Origin of the sequence: Pantoea sp. AG1095 (assembly GCF_003208415.1) — a bacterium.
Classification (GTDB): Bacteria; Pseudomonadota; Gammaproteobacteria; order Enterobacterales; family Enterobacteriaceae; genus Pantoea; species Pantoea leporis.
The window spans coordinates 63,133-79,764 of sequence record NZ_QKMJ01000010.1; the positions used below are offsets into that span (position 1 = coordinate 63,133).

The 16,632-nt window shown below is 57.6% G+C and carries 15 protein-coding genes and 1 pseudogene; 4 read left to right on the forward strand and 12 right to left on the reverse strand.

Annotation, left to right across the window (positions count from 1 at the left end):
- Window positions 1-89: 89 nt before the first annotated feature.
- Window positions 90-539: a GNAT family N-acetyltransferase gene (locus DEU53_RS18260; RefSeq protein WP_110867979.1), complete on the reverse strand. Its 450-nt coding sequence runs from the start codon at window positions 537-539 to the stop codon at window positions 90-92.
- Entirely contained in the window at window positions 539-1,792 is a 1,254-nt protein-coding gene (gene lysA / locus DEU53_RS18265) for a diaminopimelate decarboxylase (RefSeq protein WP_110867980.1), read from the reverse strand. The genes DEU53_RS18260 and lysA overlap by 1 nt, the downstream gene beginning before the upstream one ends.
- A gap of 110 nt (window positions 1,793-1,902) precedes the next feature.
- Between lysA and DEU53_RS18270 the strand changes: the two genes are divergently transcribed.
- Window positions 1,903-2,823, forward strand: a complete 921-nt coding sequence (locus DEU53_RS18270) for a LysR family transcriptional regulator (RefSeq protein ID WP_110867981.1) — start codon at window positions 1,903-1,905, stop codon at window positions 2,821-2,823.
- On the opposite strand, the gene DEU53_RS18275 is transcribed toward DEU53_RS18270, so the two are convergent.
- A complete protein-coding gene (locus DEU53_RS18275; protein ID WP_101761973.1) occupies window positions 2,820-3,983 on the reverse strand; it encodes an MFS transporter in 1,164 nt (387 codons plus the stop codon). The genes DEU53_RS18270 and DEU53_RS18275 overlap by 4 nt on opposite strands.
- A gap of 362 nt (window positions 3,984-4,345) precedes the next feature.
- Here DEU53_RS18275 and DEU53_RS18280 point away from each other — a divergent pair, with 362 nt between their 5' ends.
- Window positions 4,346-4,972, forward strand: a complete 627-nt coding sequence (locus DEU53_RS18280; protein WP_101761972.1) for a hypothetical protein — start codon at window positions 4,346-4,348, stop codon at window positions 4,970-4,972.
- 236 nt (window positions 4,973-5,208) lie between these two features.
- Here the strand turns inward: DEU53_RS18280 and DEU53_RS18290 are convergent, their stop codons facing one another.
- From DEU53_RS18290 to prfB, 9 genes are all read right to left on the reverse strand, one after another.
- Window positions 5,209-5,880: a DUF1989 domain-containing protein gene (locus tag DEU53_RS18290; RefSeq protein WP_110867982.1), complete on the reverse strand. Its 672-nt coding sequence runs from the start codon at window positions 5,878-5,880 to the stop codon at window positions 5,209-5,211.
- A 13-nt stretch (window positions 5,881-5,893) separates the two neighbouring features.
- Entirely contained in the window at window positions 5,894-6,559 is a 666-nt protein-coding gene (locus DEU53_RS18295) for an amino acid ABC transporter permease (RefSeq protein ID WP_110867983.1), read from the reverse strand.
- The gene (locus tag DEU53_RS18300; RefSeq protein WP_008108217.1) at window positions 6,559-7,209 is read right to left on the reverse strand and encodes an amino acid ABC transporter permease; all 651 of its coding nucleotides are present in this window, start codon (window positions 7,207-7,209) and stop codon (window positions 6,559-6,561) included. The genes DEU53_RS18295 and DEU53_RS18300 overlap by 1 nt, the downstream gene beginning before the upstream one ends.
- Before the next feature lie 3 nt (window positions 7,210-7,212).
- A complete protein-coding gene (locus DEU53_RS18305; RefSeq protein WP_101761968.1) occupies window positions 7,213-7,860 on the reverse strand; it encodes an urea carboxylase-associated family protein in 648 nt (215 codons plus the stop codon).
- Window positions 7,844-8,476 carry a DUF1989 domain-containing protein gene (locus DEU53_RS18310; RefSeq protein ID WP_101762022.1) on the reverse strand — a complete coding sequence of 211 codons (633 nt, stop codon included), beginning with the start codon at window positions 8,474-8,476 and terminating at the stop codon, window positions 7,844-7,846. The genes DEU53_RS18305 and DEU53_RS18310 overlap by 17 nt, the downstream gene beginning before the upstream one ends.
- A gap of 2 nt (window positions 8,477-8,478) precedes the next feature.
- Complete coding sequence (locus tag DEU53_RS18315) at window positions 8,479-9,315, reverse strand: transporter substrate-binding domain-containing protein (RefSeq protein WP_110867984.1); 837 nt, start codon at window positions 9,313-9,315, stop codon at window positions 8,479-8,481.
- A gap of 262 nt (window positions 9,316-9,577) precedes the next feature.
- A complete protein-coding gene (locus tag DEU53_RS18320) occupies window positions 9,578-10,429 on the reverse strand; it encodes a MurR/RpiR family transcriptional regulator (RefSeq protein ID WP_101762021.1) in 852 nt (283 codons plus the stop codon).
- A 249-nt stretch (window positions 10,430-10,678) separates the two neighbouring features.
- Window positions 10,679-12,199 (reverse strand): lysine--tRNA ligase, encoded by a 1,521-nt coding sequence (lysS, locus tag DEU53_RS18325; RefSeq protein WP_101761966.1) that lies wholly within the window; start codon window positions 12,197-12,199, stop codon window positions 10,679-10,681.
- 9 nt (window positions 12,200-12,208) lie between these two features.
- Window positions 12,209-13,307 (reverse strand): peptide chain release factor 2 gene (gene prfB / locus DEU53_RS18330; RefSeq protein WP_110867985.1). Its coding sequence is split into 2 segments (ribosomal slippage): window positions 12,209-13,231 and window positions 13,233-13,307, totalling 1,098 coding nucleotides; the frame shifts between segments, so codons are not numbered across the junction.
- A 602-nt stretch (window positions 13,308-13,909) separates the two neighbouring features.
- On the opposite strand from prfB, the pseudogene DEU53_RS23210 reads away from it, so the two are divergent.
- Together DEU53_RS23210 and DEU53_RS23215 are read left to right on the forward strand one after the other, a co-directional pair.
- Window positions 13,910-14,869, forward strand: a pseudogene (locus DEU53_RS23210) (S8 family serine peptidase); the annotation flags it as partial.
- Window positions 14,870-15,502: 633 nt separating this feature from the next.
- Window positions 15,503-16,621 carry an autotransporter domain-containing protein gene (locus DEU53_RS23215; RefSeq protein ID WP_233501813.1) on the forward strand — a complete coding sequence of 373 codons (1,119 nt, stop codon included), beginning with the start codon at window positions 15,503-15,505 and terminating at the stop codon, window positions 16,619-16,621.
- Window positions 16,622-16,632 lie beyond the last annotated feature (11 nt).

A 16,632-nucleotide genomic window follows, 5' to 3' on the forward strand; every position in this document is an offset into this window, starting at 1 on the left:
GTGGAGTGGACCTCGGATTTACAGCTTGCTCGGGCGGCTCCTTCTCCCGCTTGCGGGAGAAGGCTGGGATGAGGGACAACGCGCACCCATCACAAATCCCGCGAATACACCTTCACCCGCACATCCGGGAACTCCAGCGCGTCGCACTGATACTGCCAGCCAAAACGTTCGTAATAGCCGCCAAAGGTAGACCATAACCACAGCTTGTCATGACCGCGCCGCTGCGCGAAATCGATCACATGCTGCTGCAGCGCTTTGCTCAATCCCTTGCCGCGCGCGGACTCCTCAACAAACAGCGCCGCCACCCACGGCGTGAGATCCTGACGGCTAATCAAATCGCAGCGCCAGAATCCCACCGTGCCGAGCGGTATGTCGCCGTCGAGCGCCACAAAGGTCACCGGAAAGTCGGCGCCGTTGAGGCTGCTGCGCACAATGCTGTGGTAAAACTCACGCGACGTACCGTCACCAAACGCCTGCCATAGCCAGTCGGTGATCTGCGTGGCGTGATGCGGCACCTCGCTAAGCGCGACGATCTTCATCAAATCAGCTCCAGCGCCAGCAGTTCCTGAATGGTCTGCGCACGACGAATTTCACGCGCCGCGCCATTCTCGAACAGCACTTCCGGAATCAGTGGACGGCTGTTGTAGTTCGACGACATCGACGCGCCGTATGCGCCGGTATCGTGGAACACCAGATAATCGCCGACCTGCGCCACAGGCAGCGCACGGGTTTCTACTTTGCCACCTTCCAACTGCGTGAACACGTCGCCCGATTCACACAGCGGACCGGCCACTACGCTCTCCACGGTGGCGTCGCCCAGCGCGCGGCCATCGACCGGCAGCAGAGAAATGTGGTGATAGCTGCCGTACATCGACGGACGCATCAAATCGCTGAAACCGGCATCGACCAGCACAAAGTGACGGCTGCCCATCTCTTTTACCGCGCGAACCTGTGACACCAGCACGCCCGATTCAGCAACCAGGAAGCGACCTGGCTCGATCTCCAGTTTCACCGGGTGACCGAGGTGCGCAGCGATACGCTCGCGCGCGTCGTTCCACAAGCCGTAATAGTGCTGGGTATCAATGGCTTCTTCGTCAAAACGATACGGAATCGACAAACCGCCACCGGCAGAAATCGCTTCCAAATCCTGCCCAAATGCCACCACCTGATCGACCATCGCGTCACACACCTGCTGCAGATGGCCATAATCCACGCCGGAACCGATGTGCATATGCAGGCCGACCAGACGCAGGCCATGCTGCTGAATCGCCGCCAGCGCCAGCGGCAGATCGCTGTGCCAGATGCCGTGTTTACTGTTCTCACCGCCGGTGTTGGTTTTCTGGCTGTGACCGTGACCAAAACCCGGATTGATGCGCAGCCACACCGCGTGGCCCGGTGACAGCTCGCCCAGTTGATGCAGCATATCCACCGAACCGGCATTGACCGGCACTTTCAGCTCGGCGATACGCGTCAGGGTTGGCTGATCAAACACATCGGCGGTGAAGACGATATCTTCGCCGCCCGGCTGATAACCGGCGGCAATAGCACGCTCGATTTCACCCAGCGACACCGAATCGACTTTGACACCCGCCGCACGCATCAGACGCAAAATGTGGATGTTGGAGCAGGCTTTTTGCGCAAAACGCACCACGTCGAAGGCGCCGAGCTGCGCAATGCGCTGCTGAATAATCGCCGCATCATAAGCCCAGAATGGGCCGGCATAACGCTGCGCCAGCGGCAGTAAGTTGGCGGCAGTTAACGCGGTTTCGGTGTTATTGAGTGGGCGTGGCATGTCAATTCTCCTGTGTCATTGAGGCTATTTAGCCACAGCGCATCAATTCAGAAAAATATCTGTTTTAGCGACGTCTATACAAATATGATATGGGTTATCTGGAGGAGACAATGGCAAAAATTAACTGGCGACATATCGAAATTTTTCACGCGGTGATGACCAGCGGCAACCTGACGCAGGCGGCGACGCTGCTGCATACCTCGCAGCCCACGGTGAGCCGCGAACTGGCGCGCCTTGAGCAGCAGCTCGGCCTGCAGCTGTTCGAACGGGTGCGCGGCCGCCTGCAGCCGACGGTGCAAGGCTTGCGACTGTACGAAGAGGTGCAGCGCTCGTGGTACGGACTGGATCGCATCATGGATGCCGCCGAAGGATTGCGTCAGTTTCGTCAGGGCGAATTGTCGATTGCCTGCCTGCCGGTGTTTTCGCAGTCGCTGTTGCCGCCGCTGCTACAACCTTTTCTTCAGCGCTATCCACAGGTCAGCCTGAATATCATTCCGCAGGAGTCGCCGCTGCTGGAAGAGTGGCTGTCGGCACAGCGTTATGATCTCGGCCTGACCGAAACCCAACACGCACCGGCGGGCACCGAACGCTTACCGCTGCTGACCTGTGATGAAGTGTGCGTGCTGCCGCCACAGCATCCGCTAAGTCAGCGCGAGGTGCTGACGCCGCAGGATTTCCACGGTGAAAACTACGTCAGCCTGTCGCGCAGCGATAGCTATCGCCAGCTGCTGGATTCGCTGTTTCATGAGCAGAATGTGGAGCGTCGTCTGGTGCTGGAGACGCACAGTGCGGCTTCAGTGTGCGCGATGGTGCGCGCGGGCGTGGGGATTTCAATTGTGAATCCGCTGACGGCGCTGGATTACGCCGACAGCGGTGTGGTGATGCGTCGCTTCAGTATTGCTGTGCCCTTCACCGTTAGCCTGGTGCGGCCGCAGCATCGACCGGCTTCGGCGCTGGTCGATCACTTCTGCGACCACCTGCAACGGCACGTGGCCGCATTTCCACAACGTATTGCCGAGCGGCTGGCTTAAGCGTTGACCGCTTCGCCCTGCCCGCCCGCTTTGCGGAAGGTGATCAGGCAGATCACCAGTCCGACCGCGGCGAGCGCAGCAGCGGCAACCGGCACCGACGTCAGGCCATAACCTTTCTCGATCACCGCGCCACCGACCCACGCGCCGAGCGCATTGCCGACGTTGAAGGCGGAGATATTCAGCGTAGAGACCAGATTCGGCGCATCTTTGCCATGGCGCACCACGTTAATCTGCAAGCCCGGCACGGTGGCGAAGGTCGCCATCGCCCACAGGAACAGCGTGATTTCCGCCAGCCACAGCGCATGGCTGGTCCAGCTGAACAGCAGCGAGAACACCGCAATCAGCACAAAGCTGAGGATCAGGCTGAACGACACTTTCCAGTCGGCCAGCTTGCCGCCGAGGATGTTACCGACGGTCAGCCCCGCGCCAATCAGGAACAGCGTCCAGCTAACACCCCGATCCGAGATACCGGTCACCTGCAGCAGCAACGGGGCAATGTAGCTAAACAGCGCAAACATCGCCGCCGCAAAGAACACCGTCATCAGCAGCGACAGCCACAGTTTGCCGTTGGCCAGCGCGCTGATTTCACTCGCCAGATGCACCGGCTTCTCTTCTTTGTTGGTCGGCAGGCTCACCATCAGCGCGATAAAGGCGAAGATGCCGATGATCGCCACGCCCCAGAAGGTGGCGCGCCAGCCAAACATCTGACCAAACCAGGTGCCGAGCGGCACGCCGAGCACGTTGGCCAGCGTCAAACCGGTGAACATCAGCGCCACGGCAGAAGCTTGTTTACCTGGTGCGACCAGGCTCGCCGCCACCACTGCACCGATGCCGAAGAACGCACCGTGACACAGCGCCGTCACCACACGCGCCAGCATCAGCAGGTTGTAGGTGTAGGCCAATGCACAGAGCACGTTACCGATGATGAAGATGATCATCAGCAGAATCAGAGTACGTTTACGCGGCAGTTTGGCGGTCAGCAACGCCATGATCGGCGCGCCAATAGCGACGCCCAGCGCATAGCCGCTGATCAGCCATCCCGCAGAAGGAATGGTCACTTGCAGATCGCCCGCCACCTCGGGCAGCAATCCCATAATGACGAATTCCGTGGTGCCGATGGCGAACGCACTCAGCGCCAGCGCCAGTAATGCAACAGGCATAACACACTCTCCCAATAATTTTTTGCAGGCGGGCCGCACTGCGAACGCAGTACGGTGACAACAGACGCTTATTAAAATTTGAACTGCGTCACATTGTTATTAAAGCATAGCCCTTCCATGCCAACCACCCTGCGCGCCGCAAGACTATTTTGCGCCCGTAGCAATAATCCCTGCGCGCGAAAATGTCACTGACTAACCATTGAGACAGATGGAGGTTTCCGCGCTACGCTTGAAAAGGATGTGATCGTTATCACAGTGAGTCAGCTTTTGACGCAAAATCAAACAGTAAAGGATGGACGTGCACTGCCGATACCTCAATGGATTGCCCGGTTATGGGGTGTCAAAAATCGAGGGGAAAGCGTATGCGATGGCTCATCGCGCTAACGGTTGGCTGCCTAAGCGGCTGCTCTGTTGGGCATTACGAATACAGCAAAGAAGCAGCAAAACGCGTCGATATGACCGTCACCGGCATTCCAACGGTGCTGGGCATTGGTGCGCTTGGCACCACCATTCCTCTCACGCCCGAATACAGCCTGACGGCGGCCCACGTGGCGAAGTATTCACTCTATCGGGTGAAAGCCTGGCATCCCGAATGCGATATTGCTGTGGTGTACCATAAAAACAGCGAAGCCAATTTGCCGCCGCCGTTCCGCAATAGCCATATCGGCGACGACGTGAATCTGTATGGCTACAGCTTTATTTCCGCGATGCCGGTAGCGTCAAGCGGCAAGAATCTGATCAATACCACGCTGGCGAATGACTGGAACAAAGCCAGCTGTGTGGTGGTGGCGGCCAATGCCGGCGTGGTGAAAGGCATGTCCGGCGGCGCGGTGTATAACGCCAGCGATGATACGCTGGCGGGGGTGATTGTCGGTTACAGCAGCCAGATTGATGACAATAAAAGCGGCAAAACGCTGTTTAAGAATGTGGCGCTGTATGTGCCGTACGCACGGTTTCAGGCGTGGCTGGATGGGGTGGTGAAGTCTTAGGATTGTGCCTGCTGTCCCCCATCCCGGTCGGTGCTGGCTGTCCCCCTCCTCGGTCGGTGCTGGCTGTCGGTGCTGGCTGTCCCCCTCCTCGGTCGGTGCTGGCTATCCCCCTCCTCGGTCCTCCCCCATAAATGGGGGAGGAAGATGCTGCAAAATGTGAGTTCTGAAGCCGCATGTGGCAGCGTCTCCTTCCCCCATTCATGGGGGAAGGCCGGGATGGGGGACAGCGTGCACAGTCAAGCCGGAACCCACGCCCCCTGCAACTGCACCTGCGGGAAACCGCTGGTCAGAATACGCAGTTCGGCATCGCGCGGGGTGTTGTCGCCCTGCCCCTGAATGCTGACGATATCCTGCGGACAGGCGGAAAACGCCACAAAACAGTCCATCTCGGCGCGCAGCACAATATAGTCGCCCGGCTTCGTCACCACCGGCAGCGTCTTCAGCGTGATGCCATCCGGCTGCACCTGAATATTCATAAAGATATTAAACGAGGCCAGATTGCCATGCGGCAGCGTCACGCCCAGCTCACGCATGCCTTCAAACAGATTGTCATGGCAGTTGCGATGCGGTTCGGTGCAGCCGAGCAGCTCATAACGACGCGCATCGCAGGCCGCCATAAAGGTGTCGTGCACGCCTGGCGAGGTATCCGCCACCAGCGTCAAAATCGGATGGCGCTGGCTGGTGATAAAGCTGTCGCCCACTTTGGGATTGAGACGCTGATTCCACACGCGCGTCGCCTCCATACACATATATTCACTCACATCCTCAGCGTTGTACGCCCAGCAATCCACCACCTGCGTGCCGTGCAGGTTAATCACCTGCACCGCTTCACCTCTCTTCAGGCGCACCGCTTTACCGTAGCGTGCCGGGATGGTCACCGCTTCGCGATGCTGAAATTCAGCCGACATGTTGTTCTCCTGATTAATGCTGCATGGCACGACGATAGCGCGTCATGCGAGATTCAAGGCCGCGCGCCAGCCAGTCGATGACGCTGTTGAGCAGCCAGTAACAGAGCGCCACCGTGAGATAGATCTCCAGCGGCGCGTAGGTATCCGAAATCGCCTGTTTGGCGGCGTACATAAACTCCTGCACCGAGACAATCGACAGCAGCGCGGAGTCTTTAATCAAACCGATCATCAGCCCGACCAGCGGCGACAGCATCTGCGGCAGGGTTTGCGGCAGCACCACGTCTCGCAGTTGTTCGCTGCGGCTCAGGCCCAATACGCGGCACGCTTCCCACTGCCCTTGCGGCAGCGCATTAATAGCCGAGCGGATCACCTGCGCAATGTAAGGCGCGTAGTAGAGCGTCAATGCCAGCACGCCCACCACCGGCGACGACAGCGTGATGTCATATTCCGGCAGCACAAAATAGAGCAGATAGATCACCACCAGCAGCGGCAGCGCGAGGGTTAACCCGCTGTAAAGATTGAGCAAACGCAGCCAGAACCGCGATGCCCGCATCAGCAGCACGGCCAATAGCGCGCCCCACAGTAGCGAGCAGAGCGCCGCCACCAGACAAAGCTGCAAGGTGGCGAGCAGGCCGTCACCGAGCGACGGCAGAGAGGTGATAATTGCCTGCCAATCCATTACGCCAACCTCCGCTTCGCTTCTAAACGACGCGCCGCCGCAATTAACGGCATGGCGATCAGCAGATAACCGGCCGCCACCAGCAGCAGCACCTGCGTGGCTTCGTAGGTGCGGGCGATGACGATCTGTCCGGCGTAGGTCAGTTCGGTGAGCGCCACCACCGACGCCAGCGGCGTGGTTTTCAGCAGAATGGTGAATTCATTCACCAGCATCGGCAGACTGGCGCGCATCACTTGGGGATTGATGACGTACCACCACGTCAGCAGGCGGCTCAGACCCAGCGTGCGCGACGCTTCCAGCTGTCCGCGCGTCACCAGGCTGCGATTCACGCGCAGGATTTCCGCCACGTACGCGCCGCTGTTGAGGCCAATGGCAATCACCGCCGCCAGCATCGGCTGACCGCCCAATCCCAGCCGCGGCAAGGTGAAAAACACCACAAACAGCTGCACAATCGCTGGCGTTCCGCGCATCACGCTGACATAGAAACGCCCGATGGCGCGCCAGATCCAGGCACGACGCAGCTGCAGGAAGCAGCCGAGCTGCCCCATCACCACGCTGACTAATGACGCCAGCACGGTGAGCACCAGCGTCATCAGCAGGCCGTGTCCGAGTTCCGGCAGCGCGGCCACTACCTGTTGATCCAGCCCCATGCGTTACTCCGCGTTAAAGTCGTGCAGATTTTCCGCCACCGACAGCAGCAGCGGCGCGGGACGATCATTGCCCTCAATGCCGGTGTTACAGGCGGAGACGATGAACTGCGTGTCCATCACCACGCGACAGGTAATGCTGTCGCCAGCTTGGGTCAGGTTGGTTTCCGGCAGAATCTCGCCTTCTCGCGTCAGCTTGACGTGCATAAACAGATTGATGGGATCCGGCAGCTTCGGCACCACCATGCCCAGACGCGCCAGCTCGCCGCGCAGCGCATCGAGGCAACCTTCGTCCGGATAACCGCGCTCAGCGAGAAACGCCGTGGTGGAGGCCGGCAACAGCAGGTCGTGACGCTTCACGCTGTCTTTGCCCAGCACCATCATCGGACGACGACGGTTGTTCACCAGACGCATGCCGGAACCGAGCAGGTAGCTGTTGCTAAACACCCGCGTGTGATGCACCGACAGCCACACGGCGGGATCGGCCAGGCTAAAGCCAAACAGCGAAGCCACCGCGCCGTCGCCCTGAGCGGTGATGCGCAGTAACTGGCCACGCAGCACGCGAATCGAACCGATGCTGCCCGCTGCAACCTGCACCGGTTCAGCCAGCGTGCGCACGGCGGTTTCCTGATAACTTTCACGCATTAACAGCATGATTCATCTCCTGAGCGTGAAAATGGTCGCTGACCACGATGTCGATTGGCGTCACCTGCAGGCCGTTGCCGGGAATAATGTCCTGCGGGCAGGATGAGACCGCGCAGATCAGATCGCACAGCGCTTCAAAGGTGATGCTATCGCCCGCTTTGCTGTTGGGATCGGTCACTTCCATGCGGCCATCGGCGGTGACCGGGCCGTTCTGAAATAGGTTGAACGGTTCCGGCAGCGAGAAGTAGGTGACGCCAAACGCCTTCATCCCCTCCAGCAGGTTATCGACGCAGTTGCGATGCCCTTCGACACCGAAATCAATGCTGAAACGGGTGCGATCGCAGGCCGGCACATTGGCGTCGTGGATGCCGATACTGTCGGCAAGAATGCGCAGCATCGGGCGGTTTTCACTCGACCACAACGCGTCACCCGGCTTAAAGAACAGCGAGCGCAGCTGCTGACGCGTGTGCACCGGCGACAGCTTCTCGTTCAGGTCATCGGCATTCACCGCGACAAAATCGGCCGCCTGCTGCCCTTCGCTGTCAATCACGGTAATAAACTGGCCCTTGCGCACGCGGAAGGTTTTGCCAAAGCCGGCAGGCACCGTCAGGTTGGACTGGCACATAATTACTCCTGCGGAATGAAGTCGCTGGCGGGCACGGTAAAGGTGGTGCCGAGATATTGCTGCTGCAGTTTGGTCAGTTCGCCGTCTTTCTGCATCGCCAGTATATGGTCGCTAATGGCTTTGTTCAGGCTGCCATCTTCTTTACGTGTCGCCCAACCCATCCACTGCGACGGGCCGACTTCGCCCACCTGCGCCACTTTGCCGGCATATTTTTTTGCTACCGGCGCCAGTACCGAGATGTCGTCATAAACGAAGTCGGCGCGTTTGGTCATCAAGGTGCTGACGGTTTGATCGAGTGAATCGACATTGATGATGGTGATCGGTTTTTTACCCTCCTTCTTCAACTGTTCGTTGAAGCCCTTCAACAGCTGCTCTGGCACGCTGGCGGTTTTCACCGCACCGCGCAGACCCGACAAGCTTTCCGGACTCAGGGTTTTGCCGCTGAAGGTTTTCGCTTCGGCTTCACGCACCAGCACGCCGTTGACGGTTTTGCTGTACGGCACGGTAAACAGCACTTTTTTCGCGCGTTCCGCCGTGACGTTGAGGGATGAACCTTCGGCATTGAAAGAGCCCGAAATCAGCCCCGGCAGAATGCCGCTGAAGGCGGTTTTCTGAAACTCCAGTTTCACACCGAGATCGTTGGCAAAGGATTGCATGATCGCCACGCTGTAACCGGTGATCTCACCTTTGTCATCGGTGTATTCGTAGGGAGGAAAGGTTGGATCGATACCGACGGTAATTTTGCCGCTGCTTTTGATGTCGGCCAGCGTATCGGCTTGTGCCTGCGCCATGGTGCCGACGAAGAGAAGTGCGGCAATCAGCAGTGCTGTTTTTTTCATTATGGTGTTTCCCTGGTGTTGGTGAAATGTCATTTTCTACTGAGCATATTTTGTGCCAGCTTTTTCACTACCATGCAGGGAGACCTGATAAAAACCATATTTTATCGAATAAAATCAAATGGAAACATTTGTTTCTTAATTTTTATTTTTAGTTTCTGTTATTTCACACACGGTAAGACGGGGATAATTGGATGGGTGGGCACTGGACAGAATTGCACCGTTTTGGTGATTTTTCTGGCGCACAATGCGCCAGCAAGGCGCATTATTCCAGTTCGTCGAGGGATTGGTGTAGCGCTTCGATTTGCGCGAGATGATCGTTGCTGGCTTTACCCATTTGCCGGGCCACCAGTGAACAGAGCAGATTACACACGCCAGAGAGCGCGGCGGTGCTGTCGAAAATCAGGCTGCTGTCGGTGTGACAGCGGATTACCCACTGCGCATGGCGCGCCGGTTTGCCGGAAAGCACGTCGGCAATATACAACATCGGCACATTGCGCTCGGCCAGCGCGTTCATCGCCGCCTCCAGCGCGGGCATGCGACGACGCAGACCGACGCAGATCACCACATCCTCGGCGGTCAACGCCGCTACATGTTCCGCCAGCGAATCGCCGGGACGCGGCAGCAGACGCACATCGGAGTGAATATGGATCAGGTCTCGATAGATCAGATGCGCGATGGTTTGGCTGTGGCGCCAGCCCATTACCACCACGCGTCGCGCCTGGCTGATGGCGCTGACCGCCTGCTGCAGCTGTTCGCTGTCCAGCGTGCGATAGCTGTTGACCAGGTTGGCGATCTCTCTTTCCAGATGCTGCTGCATGATGCTCGCCAGCGGCGACGCGCTAGGTGCCGGTTGCAGATAGAGCGGTGAACCGCTGCTTTGCATGTCACGCGCCTGGCGACGTGCGGCTTCATAACTTTCATAGCCGAGATGGCGGAAGAAGCGCGTGGTGGTGGCTTTGGACACGCCCGCGCTGTGTGCCAGTTCGGTGGCGGTGTTCATGGCTAACTGGCCTGGTGCGGCGAGTAGCACATCGGCAAGTCGCTGCTCGTGGCTGGAGAGTTGATCCCAGTGCTGACGAATCCGGCCCTCTAACGTTGCCGCTTTTGCACTCATGGTGATTCCCTGAAAAAGAAAAAAACCATCCTGCACAGAGCGTGCCGGGTTGTCATCAGGAATTTTGTGTTGGGGGGGAATGTGCTGGCTGTCCCCCATCCCGGCCTTCCCCCGCTAGCGGGGGAAGGAGATGCTGCCACATGCAGCTTCAGAACTCACATTTTGCAGCATCTTCCTCCCCCATTTATGGGGGAGGACCGAGGAGGGGGACAGCGAGCACGGACCGGGATGGGGGGCAGCAGCTCCGTACTACTTACCGGTCGGGCGCAGTGCCGGGAACAGGATCACGTCGCGGATGGTGTGGCTGTTGGTGAACAGCATCACCATACGGTCGATACCAATACCCAAACCTGCGGTTGGCGGCAGGCCGTGCTCCAGCGCGGTGACGTAGTCTTCGTCGTAGAACATCGCTTCATCATCGCCAGACTCTTTCGCATTCACCTGCTGCAGGAAACGCTCAGCCTGATCTTCTGCATCGTTGAGCTCTGAGAAGCCGTTACCGATTTCACGGCCGCCGATGAAGAACTCAAAGCGGTCAGTGATTTCCGGGTTCTCGTCGTTACGACGCGCCAGCGGTGATACTTCAGCCGGGTATTCGGTGATGAAGGTTGGCTGAATCAGGTGCGCTTCAGCGGTCTCTTCGAAGATCTCTGTAACGACGCGGCCCAGGCCCCAGCTCTTCTCAACTTTGATGTGCAGTGATTGGGCAATCGCTACCGCTTTATCAAAGTCTTCCAGATCGCTCAGGTCAGTTTCCGGACGGTATTTCTTGATCGCTTCACGCATGGTGAGCTTCTCGAACGGCTTACCGAAATCGAAGCTGTGATCGCCATACGGCACTTCCGTGGTGCCCAGCACATCCTGCGCCAGCGTACGGAACAGGCTTTCGGTCAGTTCGATCAGATCTTTGTAATCCGCATACGCCATATAGAGTTCCATCATGGTGAACTCTGGGTTATGGCGTGGCGAAATCCCTTCGTTACGGAAGTTACGGTTGATCTCGAACACGCGATCAAAACCGCCAACCACCAGACGCTTCAGATACAGCTCTGGCGCAATACGCAGGTACATATCGATATCAAGCGCATTGTGATGGGTGATGAACGGACGCGCAGACGCGCCGCCAGGAATCACCTGCATCATCGGGGTTTCCACTTCCATAAAATCGCGGTTAACCATGAACTGACGAATGCCGGCCATGATTTGTGAGCGAATTTTAAAGGTTTTGCGCGAATCGTCGTTGGAGATCAGATCGAGATAACGCTGACGATAACGGGTTTCCTGATCGGCCAGGCCGTGGAATTTGTCCGGCAGCGGACGCAGCGCTTTGGTCAGCAGACGCAGCTCAGTGATGTGGATCGACAGCTCACCGGTTTTGGTTTTGAACAGCTTACCGCGCGCACCGAGGATATCGCCGAGATCCCACTTCTTGAACTGCTCGTTGTAGACGCCTTCTGGCAAATCGTCGCGTGAGACGTAGATCTGAATCTGGCCGCCGACATCCTGCAGGGTCGCGAATGACGCTTTACCCATGATGCGGCGCGTCATCATACGACCGGCCACGCTCACCTCAACACCCAGCGCTTCCAGCTCTTCATTCTCTTTCGCGTCATAGCTGGCGTGCAGCACATCGGACGTGGTATCGCGGCGGAAATCGTTAGGAAACGCCACGCCTTTTTCACGCAGCGCGCTGAGTTTTTCGCGACGCGCTTTCAGTTCGTTGTTTAACTCAAGGGCGGCATCAGCGCTCTGCGGTTGTTGTTCAGACATGTCGGTTCCTTATAGCCCTGCTTTTAAACTTGCTTCAATAAAACGATCGATATCGCCATCCAGCACCGCTTGGGTGTTGCGGGTTTCTACGCTGGTACGCAGATCCTTGATGCGTGAATCGTCGAGAACATAAGAACGGATCTGGCTGCCCCAGCCGATATCAGATTTGTTATCTTCCGCTGCCTGCTTATCCGCGTTTTTCTTCTGCATCTCATATTCGTACAGCTTGGCGCGTAACTGCTTGAAGGCCTGATCTTTGTTCTTGTGCTGTGAACGGTCGTTTTGGCACTGCACCACAATGTTGGTCGGCAAGTGGGTAATACGCACCGCAGACTCGGTTTTGTTAACATGCTGGCCACCAGCACCGGAGGCGCGGTAAACGTCGATACGCAGATCGGCAGGATTGATATCGATATCGATGTTGTCATCCACTTCCGGGTAGATAAACACCGAACTGAATGAGGTATGACGACGGCCGCCGGAATCGAACGGGCTCTTACGCACCAGGCGATGAACGCCGGTTTCGGTACGCAGCCAGCCAAACGCGTAGTCGCCGATGATTTTAATGGTGGCGGATTTGGTTCCGGCCACTTCACCGTCTGACTCTTCAATAATTTCGGTTTTATAGCCTTTGGCTTCCGCCCAGCGCAGATACATGCGCAGCAGCATGCTGGCCCAATCCTGCGCTTCGGTGCCGCCGGAACCGGCCTGAATATCCATGTAGCAGTCGGCGCTGTCATATTCGCCTGAGAACATACGACGGAATTCCAGTTCGCCCAGCTTCACTTCCAGTGCATCAAGCTCGGCAACCGCTTCGTTGAAAGTCTCTTCGTCGTCAGCTTCCACCGCCAGATCCAGCAGGCCCTGCACATCTTCCAGGCCTTGCGTCATGTGATCTAAGGTTTCCACTACCGCTTCCAGTGAAGCTCGTTCTTTACCCAGCGCTTGCGCGCGCTCAGGTTCGTTCCAGACGTCAGGCTGCTCCAGCTCGGCGTTTACTTCTTCGAGGCGTTCTTTCTTGGCATCGTAGTCAAAGATACCCCCGAAGAACGTCGCTGCGCTCACTGAGGTCCTGGATACGATTTTTGACCGGATTAATTTCAAACATGGCTTTTCAGTCTTTTTTGACGATTCGGTGAAAGGAGATAAAAACTAACGAGCTAGTTTACCCGAAAGTGTGCGCACTTTGTAGCATTGCACGCCGCCTGAGTGAGCGCGCCTCCGCCGTAAGAAAAAAAGTTCTTATCCTTCTGGAAAGCTTTACCCGCTACGCTTTCCCAAACACCCCCGCAAATACCTCGCCTTCAGAACCTTCTTAGGAGTTTTCCTGCAAAAATTAGGCAATTGGCGCCAGATGACGTCATTAAAGATCATGATTTATAACGATAAATCATTAAGAATTGTCTTGTGAGAAATTTCCTGCAAGAAAGCAGACACGTCTCAAATAACGCCATTAAGCAGCTGATATTCAGCCTATCGATTTATTAGCGCCCTTTTATCATTTTGCTCAGTGACTATCCCCCCGATGGACATCACTGACGTCCAGACCGTTTGTCACCACGATCGCCAGGAATGCGCAGCTTCGACAGGGAATGACACAGTAATCAGCGCCCGTAAACGTGAGCGGGCACAACATGTCCTGAGAGACATGAAGGAGTATCGATGTTTATTCCCGGTTTGCGCACTTCACCGCGCCTGCTTGCCTTGTTAATGCCTTTGTTACTTGCCGCCTGCGGTGGTGGTGGCGGCGGAGGTGGCGGAAGCGCGGCAACCTCGCCCACCACCGGCACGCCTGAGACACCCACGCCAGCTCAGCCCAGCGCTTCAGGCAATGCCAGCAAAGTCGGCATTATTGATTCAGGGTTATCGCCCGATCGCAGTGAAATCAATTATGCCAACGTGCAGTTCACCAGCTACGTCGGCGGCGGCAGTAGTTTGAATGATAATCAGGGCATTAACGGTCACGGCACCGTGGTGGCGCTGACGTTATTAGGCCTGTCGCCGGGCAGCACACTGTATGTGGCGCAGGCATCGCAGAACAATATCTTTCAATACGACGATACCGCCCGTGCGGTGAGCGGCCTGCTGAGCCAGGGCGTGCGGGTTTTCAATATGTCGTACGCCTCCAGCGAGCGCTTAACCTCCGCACAGGCGCTATCCGATGCGCAGCCGCACTATTAGGTGCTGGTGCAAAGCATGCGTGAGATTGCAGCGGCTAACGGTTTGGCGGTGGTGATCACCGGCAATGGCGGCACTGCAACACCGTCCCCTAACGCGCAGCTGCCGTTGATTTATCAGGACAGCGCGTTGCAAAAGAATATGCTGGCCGTTACCGGCGTGATGGACAGCACCTCATACGACACGGCGAACCGCGCGGCGTTAACCGGGCCGTTTGATGCCTGTGGTAACGCCGCGGCATGGTGCCTGAGCGCACCGGGATACACCGATTATCGCTTTCATAACGCCGATGGTACCTGGGTAAATGCGCGTAGCTACGGCACCTCGTTTGCCGCGCCGCGCGCCGCTGCGGCCGCTTCGCAAGTGTTGCAGCGCTTTCCGTGGATGAGCGGCTACAACCTGCAGCAAACGTTGCTGACCACCGCCACTTATCGCAGCGATGCTTACGCAGGCGCTGCGGATAGCGCCAACGGGCGGCCTTACAACAACACCTTCGGCTGGGGCGATCTCAACCAGGCGAAAGCGCTCAACGGTCCGGCAATGTTCTGGGCCAATGATTTTCACGCCAGTCTGGATGCGGGTAGCTATGTCTTCTCGAATGCCATCAGCGGCGATCGTGGCCTGATACTCGACGGCGCCAATAATGGCGGCGTGCTGCGGTTAACCGCTAACAACAGTTACCTCGGCCAGACCAGCGTTGCCGCCAATACGTTGCTGATTGAGGGTGCGATTGCTGGCAGTGCCAACGTCAGCGGCAGCGGCACTTTAGGTGGCAGCGGTGTGATTGGCGGCAGCTTACTCAATCAGGGAACGGTCAACGGCGGTTTGCAGGTGCAAGGCGATTACCAGCAACGCAGTAATGGCGTGCTCAATATCGCGTTAAACAGCCCGCTGCGTGTAGCAGGCCACTCTACGCTGGACGGCACGCTGAACCTCGCGCCACCCTCATCAACTTATGTGGTGAAACAGCAGGAAACGCTGCTGACCAGCGATGCGGGTGTTAGCGGCCAGTTCAGTCAGGTCAATACTGGCGTGTTTCTTGATGGTTCGGTCAGCTACAACGCTAACAGCGTCACTGGCCAACTGACGCGTAAAAATACCGCAGCAGTAGCGGCAGCGCTGGGCATGAACAGCGCCAGCACTCAGCAAACGGCCGCGAATCTGGAGCAGGCGTTTAGCGTAGCGGACAGCTGGCAGCAACAGGGTTCACTGAGCAGTGCGCAGCAGTCAGCGCTGGGCGCAGCAGGAGCGTTTCAGTCGCTGGCAGATGCCCGCAGTGCGCAGGCCGCCATCAATTCACTTTCCGGTCAGGCGCACGCTTCCAGCAACGCGGTACTGTTTAACGCGCTGGATTATCAAAGCCGCCTGTTGAGTAACCGTATCGCCGATGCCAGCGCTGACAATCGTTACGGTTTCTGGCTGGAGAGCGGTCAACTGCGCGGTTCACTGGATCAAGCGGGCTACCTCGGCACCAATTACCGCAACACGCTTACCGCACTGGGCGTGGATAGCGATTTGGGTATTTCTGGTCTGCGCGTGGGCGTGGCCTGGACGCAGAATCAGATCGACTCCACCTACGACCAAACTGGCGGCACCAGCCGTAATCGCCTGCAAGGCGCGATGCTGTATGGCCGCTACGATTTGACGCCAGCATGGTATCTGCAGGGCAATCTCAGCTATCAACATGGTCGCGATGAGTTAAAGCGTCTGGTGTTGCTGGATGAAGCTTCGCCGGTGTCATCGACCACCAGCAGCAACAGCTGGCAGGCGGCGCTGCAAAGCGGCTATCGCTGGACAATTGAGGAGAATTATCGCCTCGAACCCTATCTCGGCTGGCGTGAAACGGGGCTGGATACCGGTGCGTTTGAGGATAAGGGCAGCGCGTTTGGTCTAAGCGGCGACGGCGACAGCTATCGACGCAGCGTCGGTTATAGCGGTTTGAGTATCAGCGCACGGCAGGATTGGTCGGCTGGATTGTGGAGCATGCTGAGTCTTTATGGCGAATACCAGTACGCATTCAACAATCCGTCGATGGATGTCAGGGCGCGCTGGGGCGGATTTGGCGATGACCAGAACCGTTTCACGATTCCCGGCATGCAGCTCGATCGCCGTTCGCAGTGGTTAGGTGTGCGGTTGGATGTGGCGCAGACGTCACGCGCGCGCCTGTTCCTGCGCGCCGATCAGCACTTCGCCGATCGCGGTGACGAAAAAGTGCTGCGCGGCGGTGTGGATGTGAGTTTCTGATAAACGTTTAA

Excerpts from the sequence above, each read along its gene's own strand:
- DEU53_RS18260 (WP_110867979.1), bottom strand. The coding sequence starts at position 539 with ATGAAGATCGTCGCGCTTAGCGAGGTGCCGCATCACGCCACGCAGATC.
- lysA (WP_110867980.1), bottom strand. The coding sequence starts at position 1,792 with ATGCCACGCCCACTCAATAACACCGAAACCGCGTTAACTGCCGCCAAC.
- DEU53_RS18270 (WP_110867981.1), top strand. The coding sequence starts at position 1,903 with ATGGCAAAAATTAACTGGCGACATATCGAAATTTTTCACGCGGTGATG.
- DEU53_RS18275 (WP_101761973.1), bottom strand. The coding sequence starts at position 3,983 with ATGCCTGTTGCATTACTGGCGCTGGCGCTGAGTGCGTTCGCCATCGGC.
- DEU53_RS18280 (WP_101761972.1), top strand. The coding sequence starts at position 4,346 with ATGCGATGGCTCATCGCGCTAACGGTTGGCTGCCTAAGCGGCTGCTCT.
- DEU53_RS18290 (WP_110867982.1), bottom strand. The coding sequence starts at position 5,880 with ATGTCGGCTGAATTTCAGCATCGCGAAGCGGTGACCATCCCGGCACGC.
- DEU53_RS18295 (WP_110867983.1), bottom strand. The coding sequence starts at position 6,559 with ATGGATTGGCAGGCAATTATCACCTCTCTGCCGTCGCTCGGTGACGGC.
- DEU53_RS18300 (WP_008108217.1), bottom strand. The coding sequence starts at position 7,209 with ATGGGGCTGGATCAACAGGTAGTGGCCGCGCTGCCGGAACTCGGACAC.
- DEU53_RS18305 (WP_101761968.1), bottom strand. The coding sequence starts at position 7,860 with ATGCTGTTAATGCGTGAAAGTTATCAGGAAACCGCCGTGCGCACGCTG.
- DEU53_RS18310 (WP_101762022.1), bottom strand. The coding sequence starts at position 8,476 with ATGTGCCAGTCCAACCTGACGGTGCCTGCCGGCTTTGGCAAAACCTTC.
- DEU53_RS18315 (WP_110867984.1), bottom strand. The coding sequence starts at position 9,315 with ATGAAAAAAACAGCACTGCTGATTGCCGCACTTCTCTTCGTCGGCACC.
- DEU53_RS18320 (WP_101762021.1), bottom strand. The coding sequence starts at position 10,429 with ATGAGTGCAAAAGCGGCAACGTTAGAGGGCCGGATTCGTCAGCACTGG.
- lysS (WP_101761966.1), bottom strand. The coding sequence starts at position 12,199 with ATGTCTGAACAACAACCGCAGAGCGCTGATGCCGCCCTTGAGTTAAAC.
- DEU53_RS23215 (WP_233501813.1), top strand. The coding sequence starts at position 15,503 with ATGAACAGCGCCAGCACTCAGCAAACGGCCGCGAATCTGGAGCAGGCG.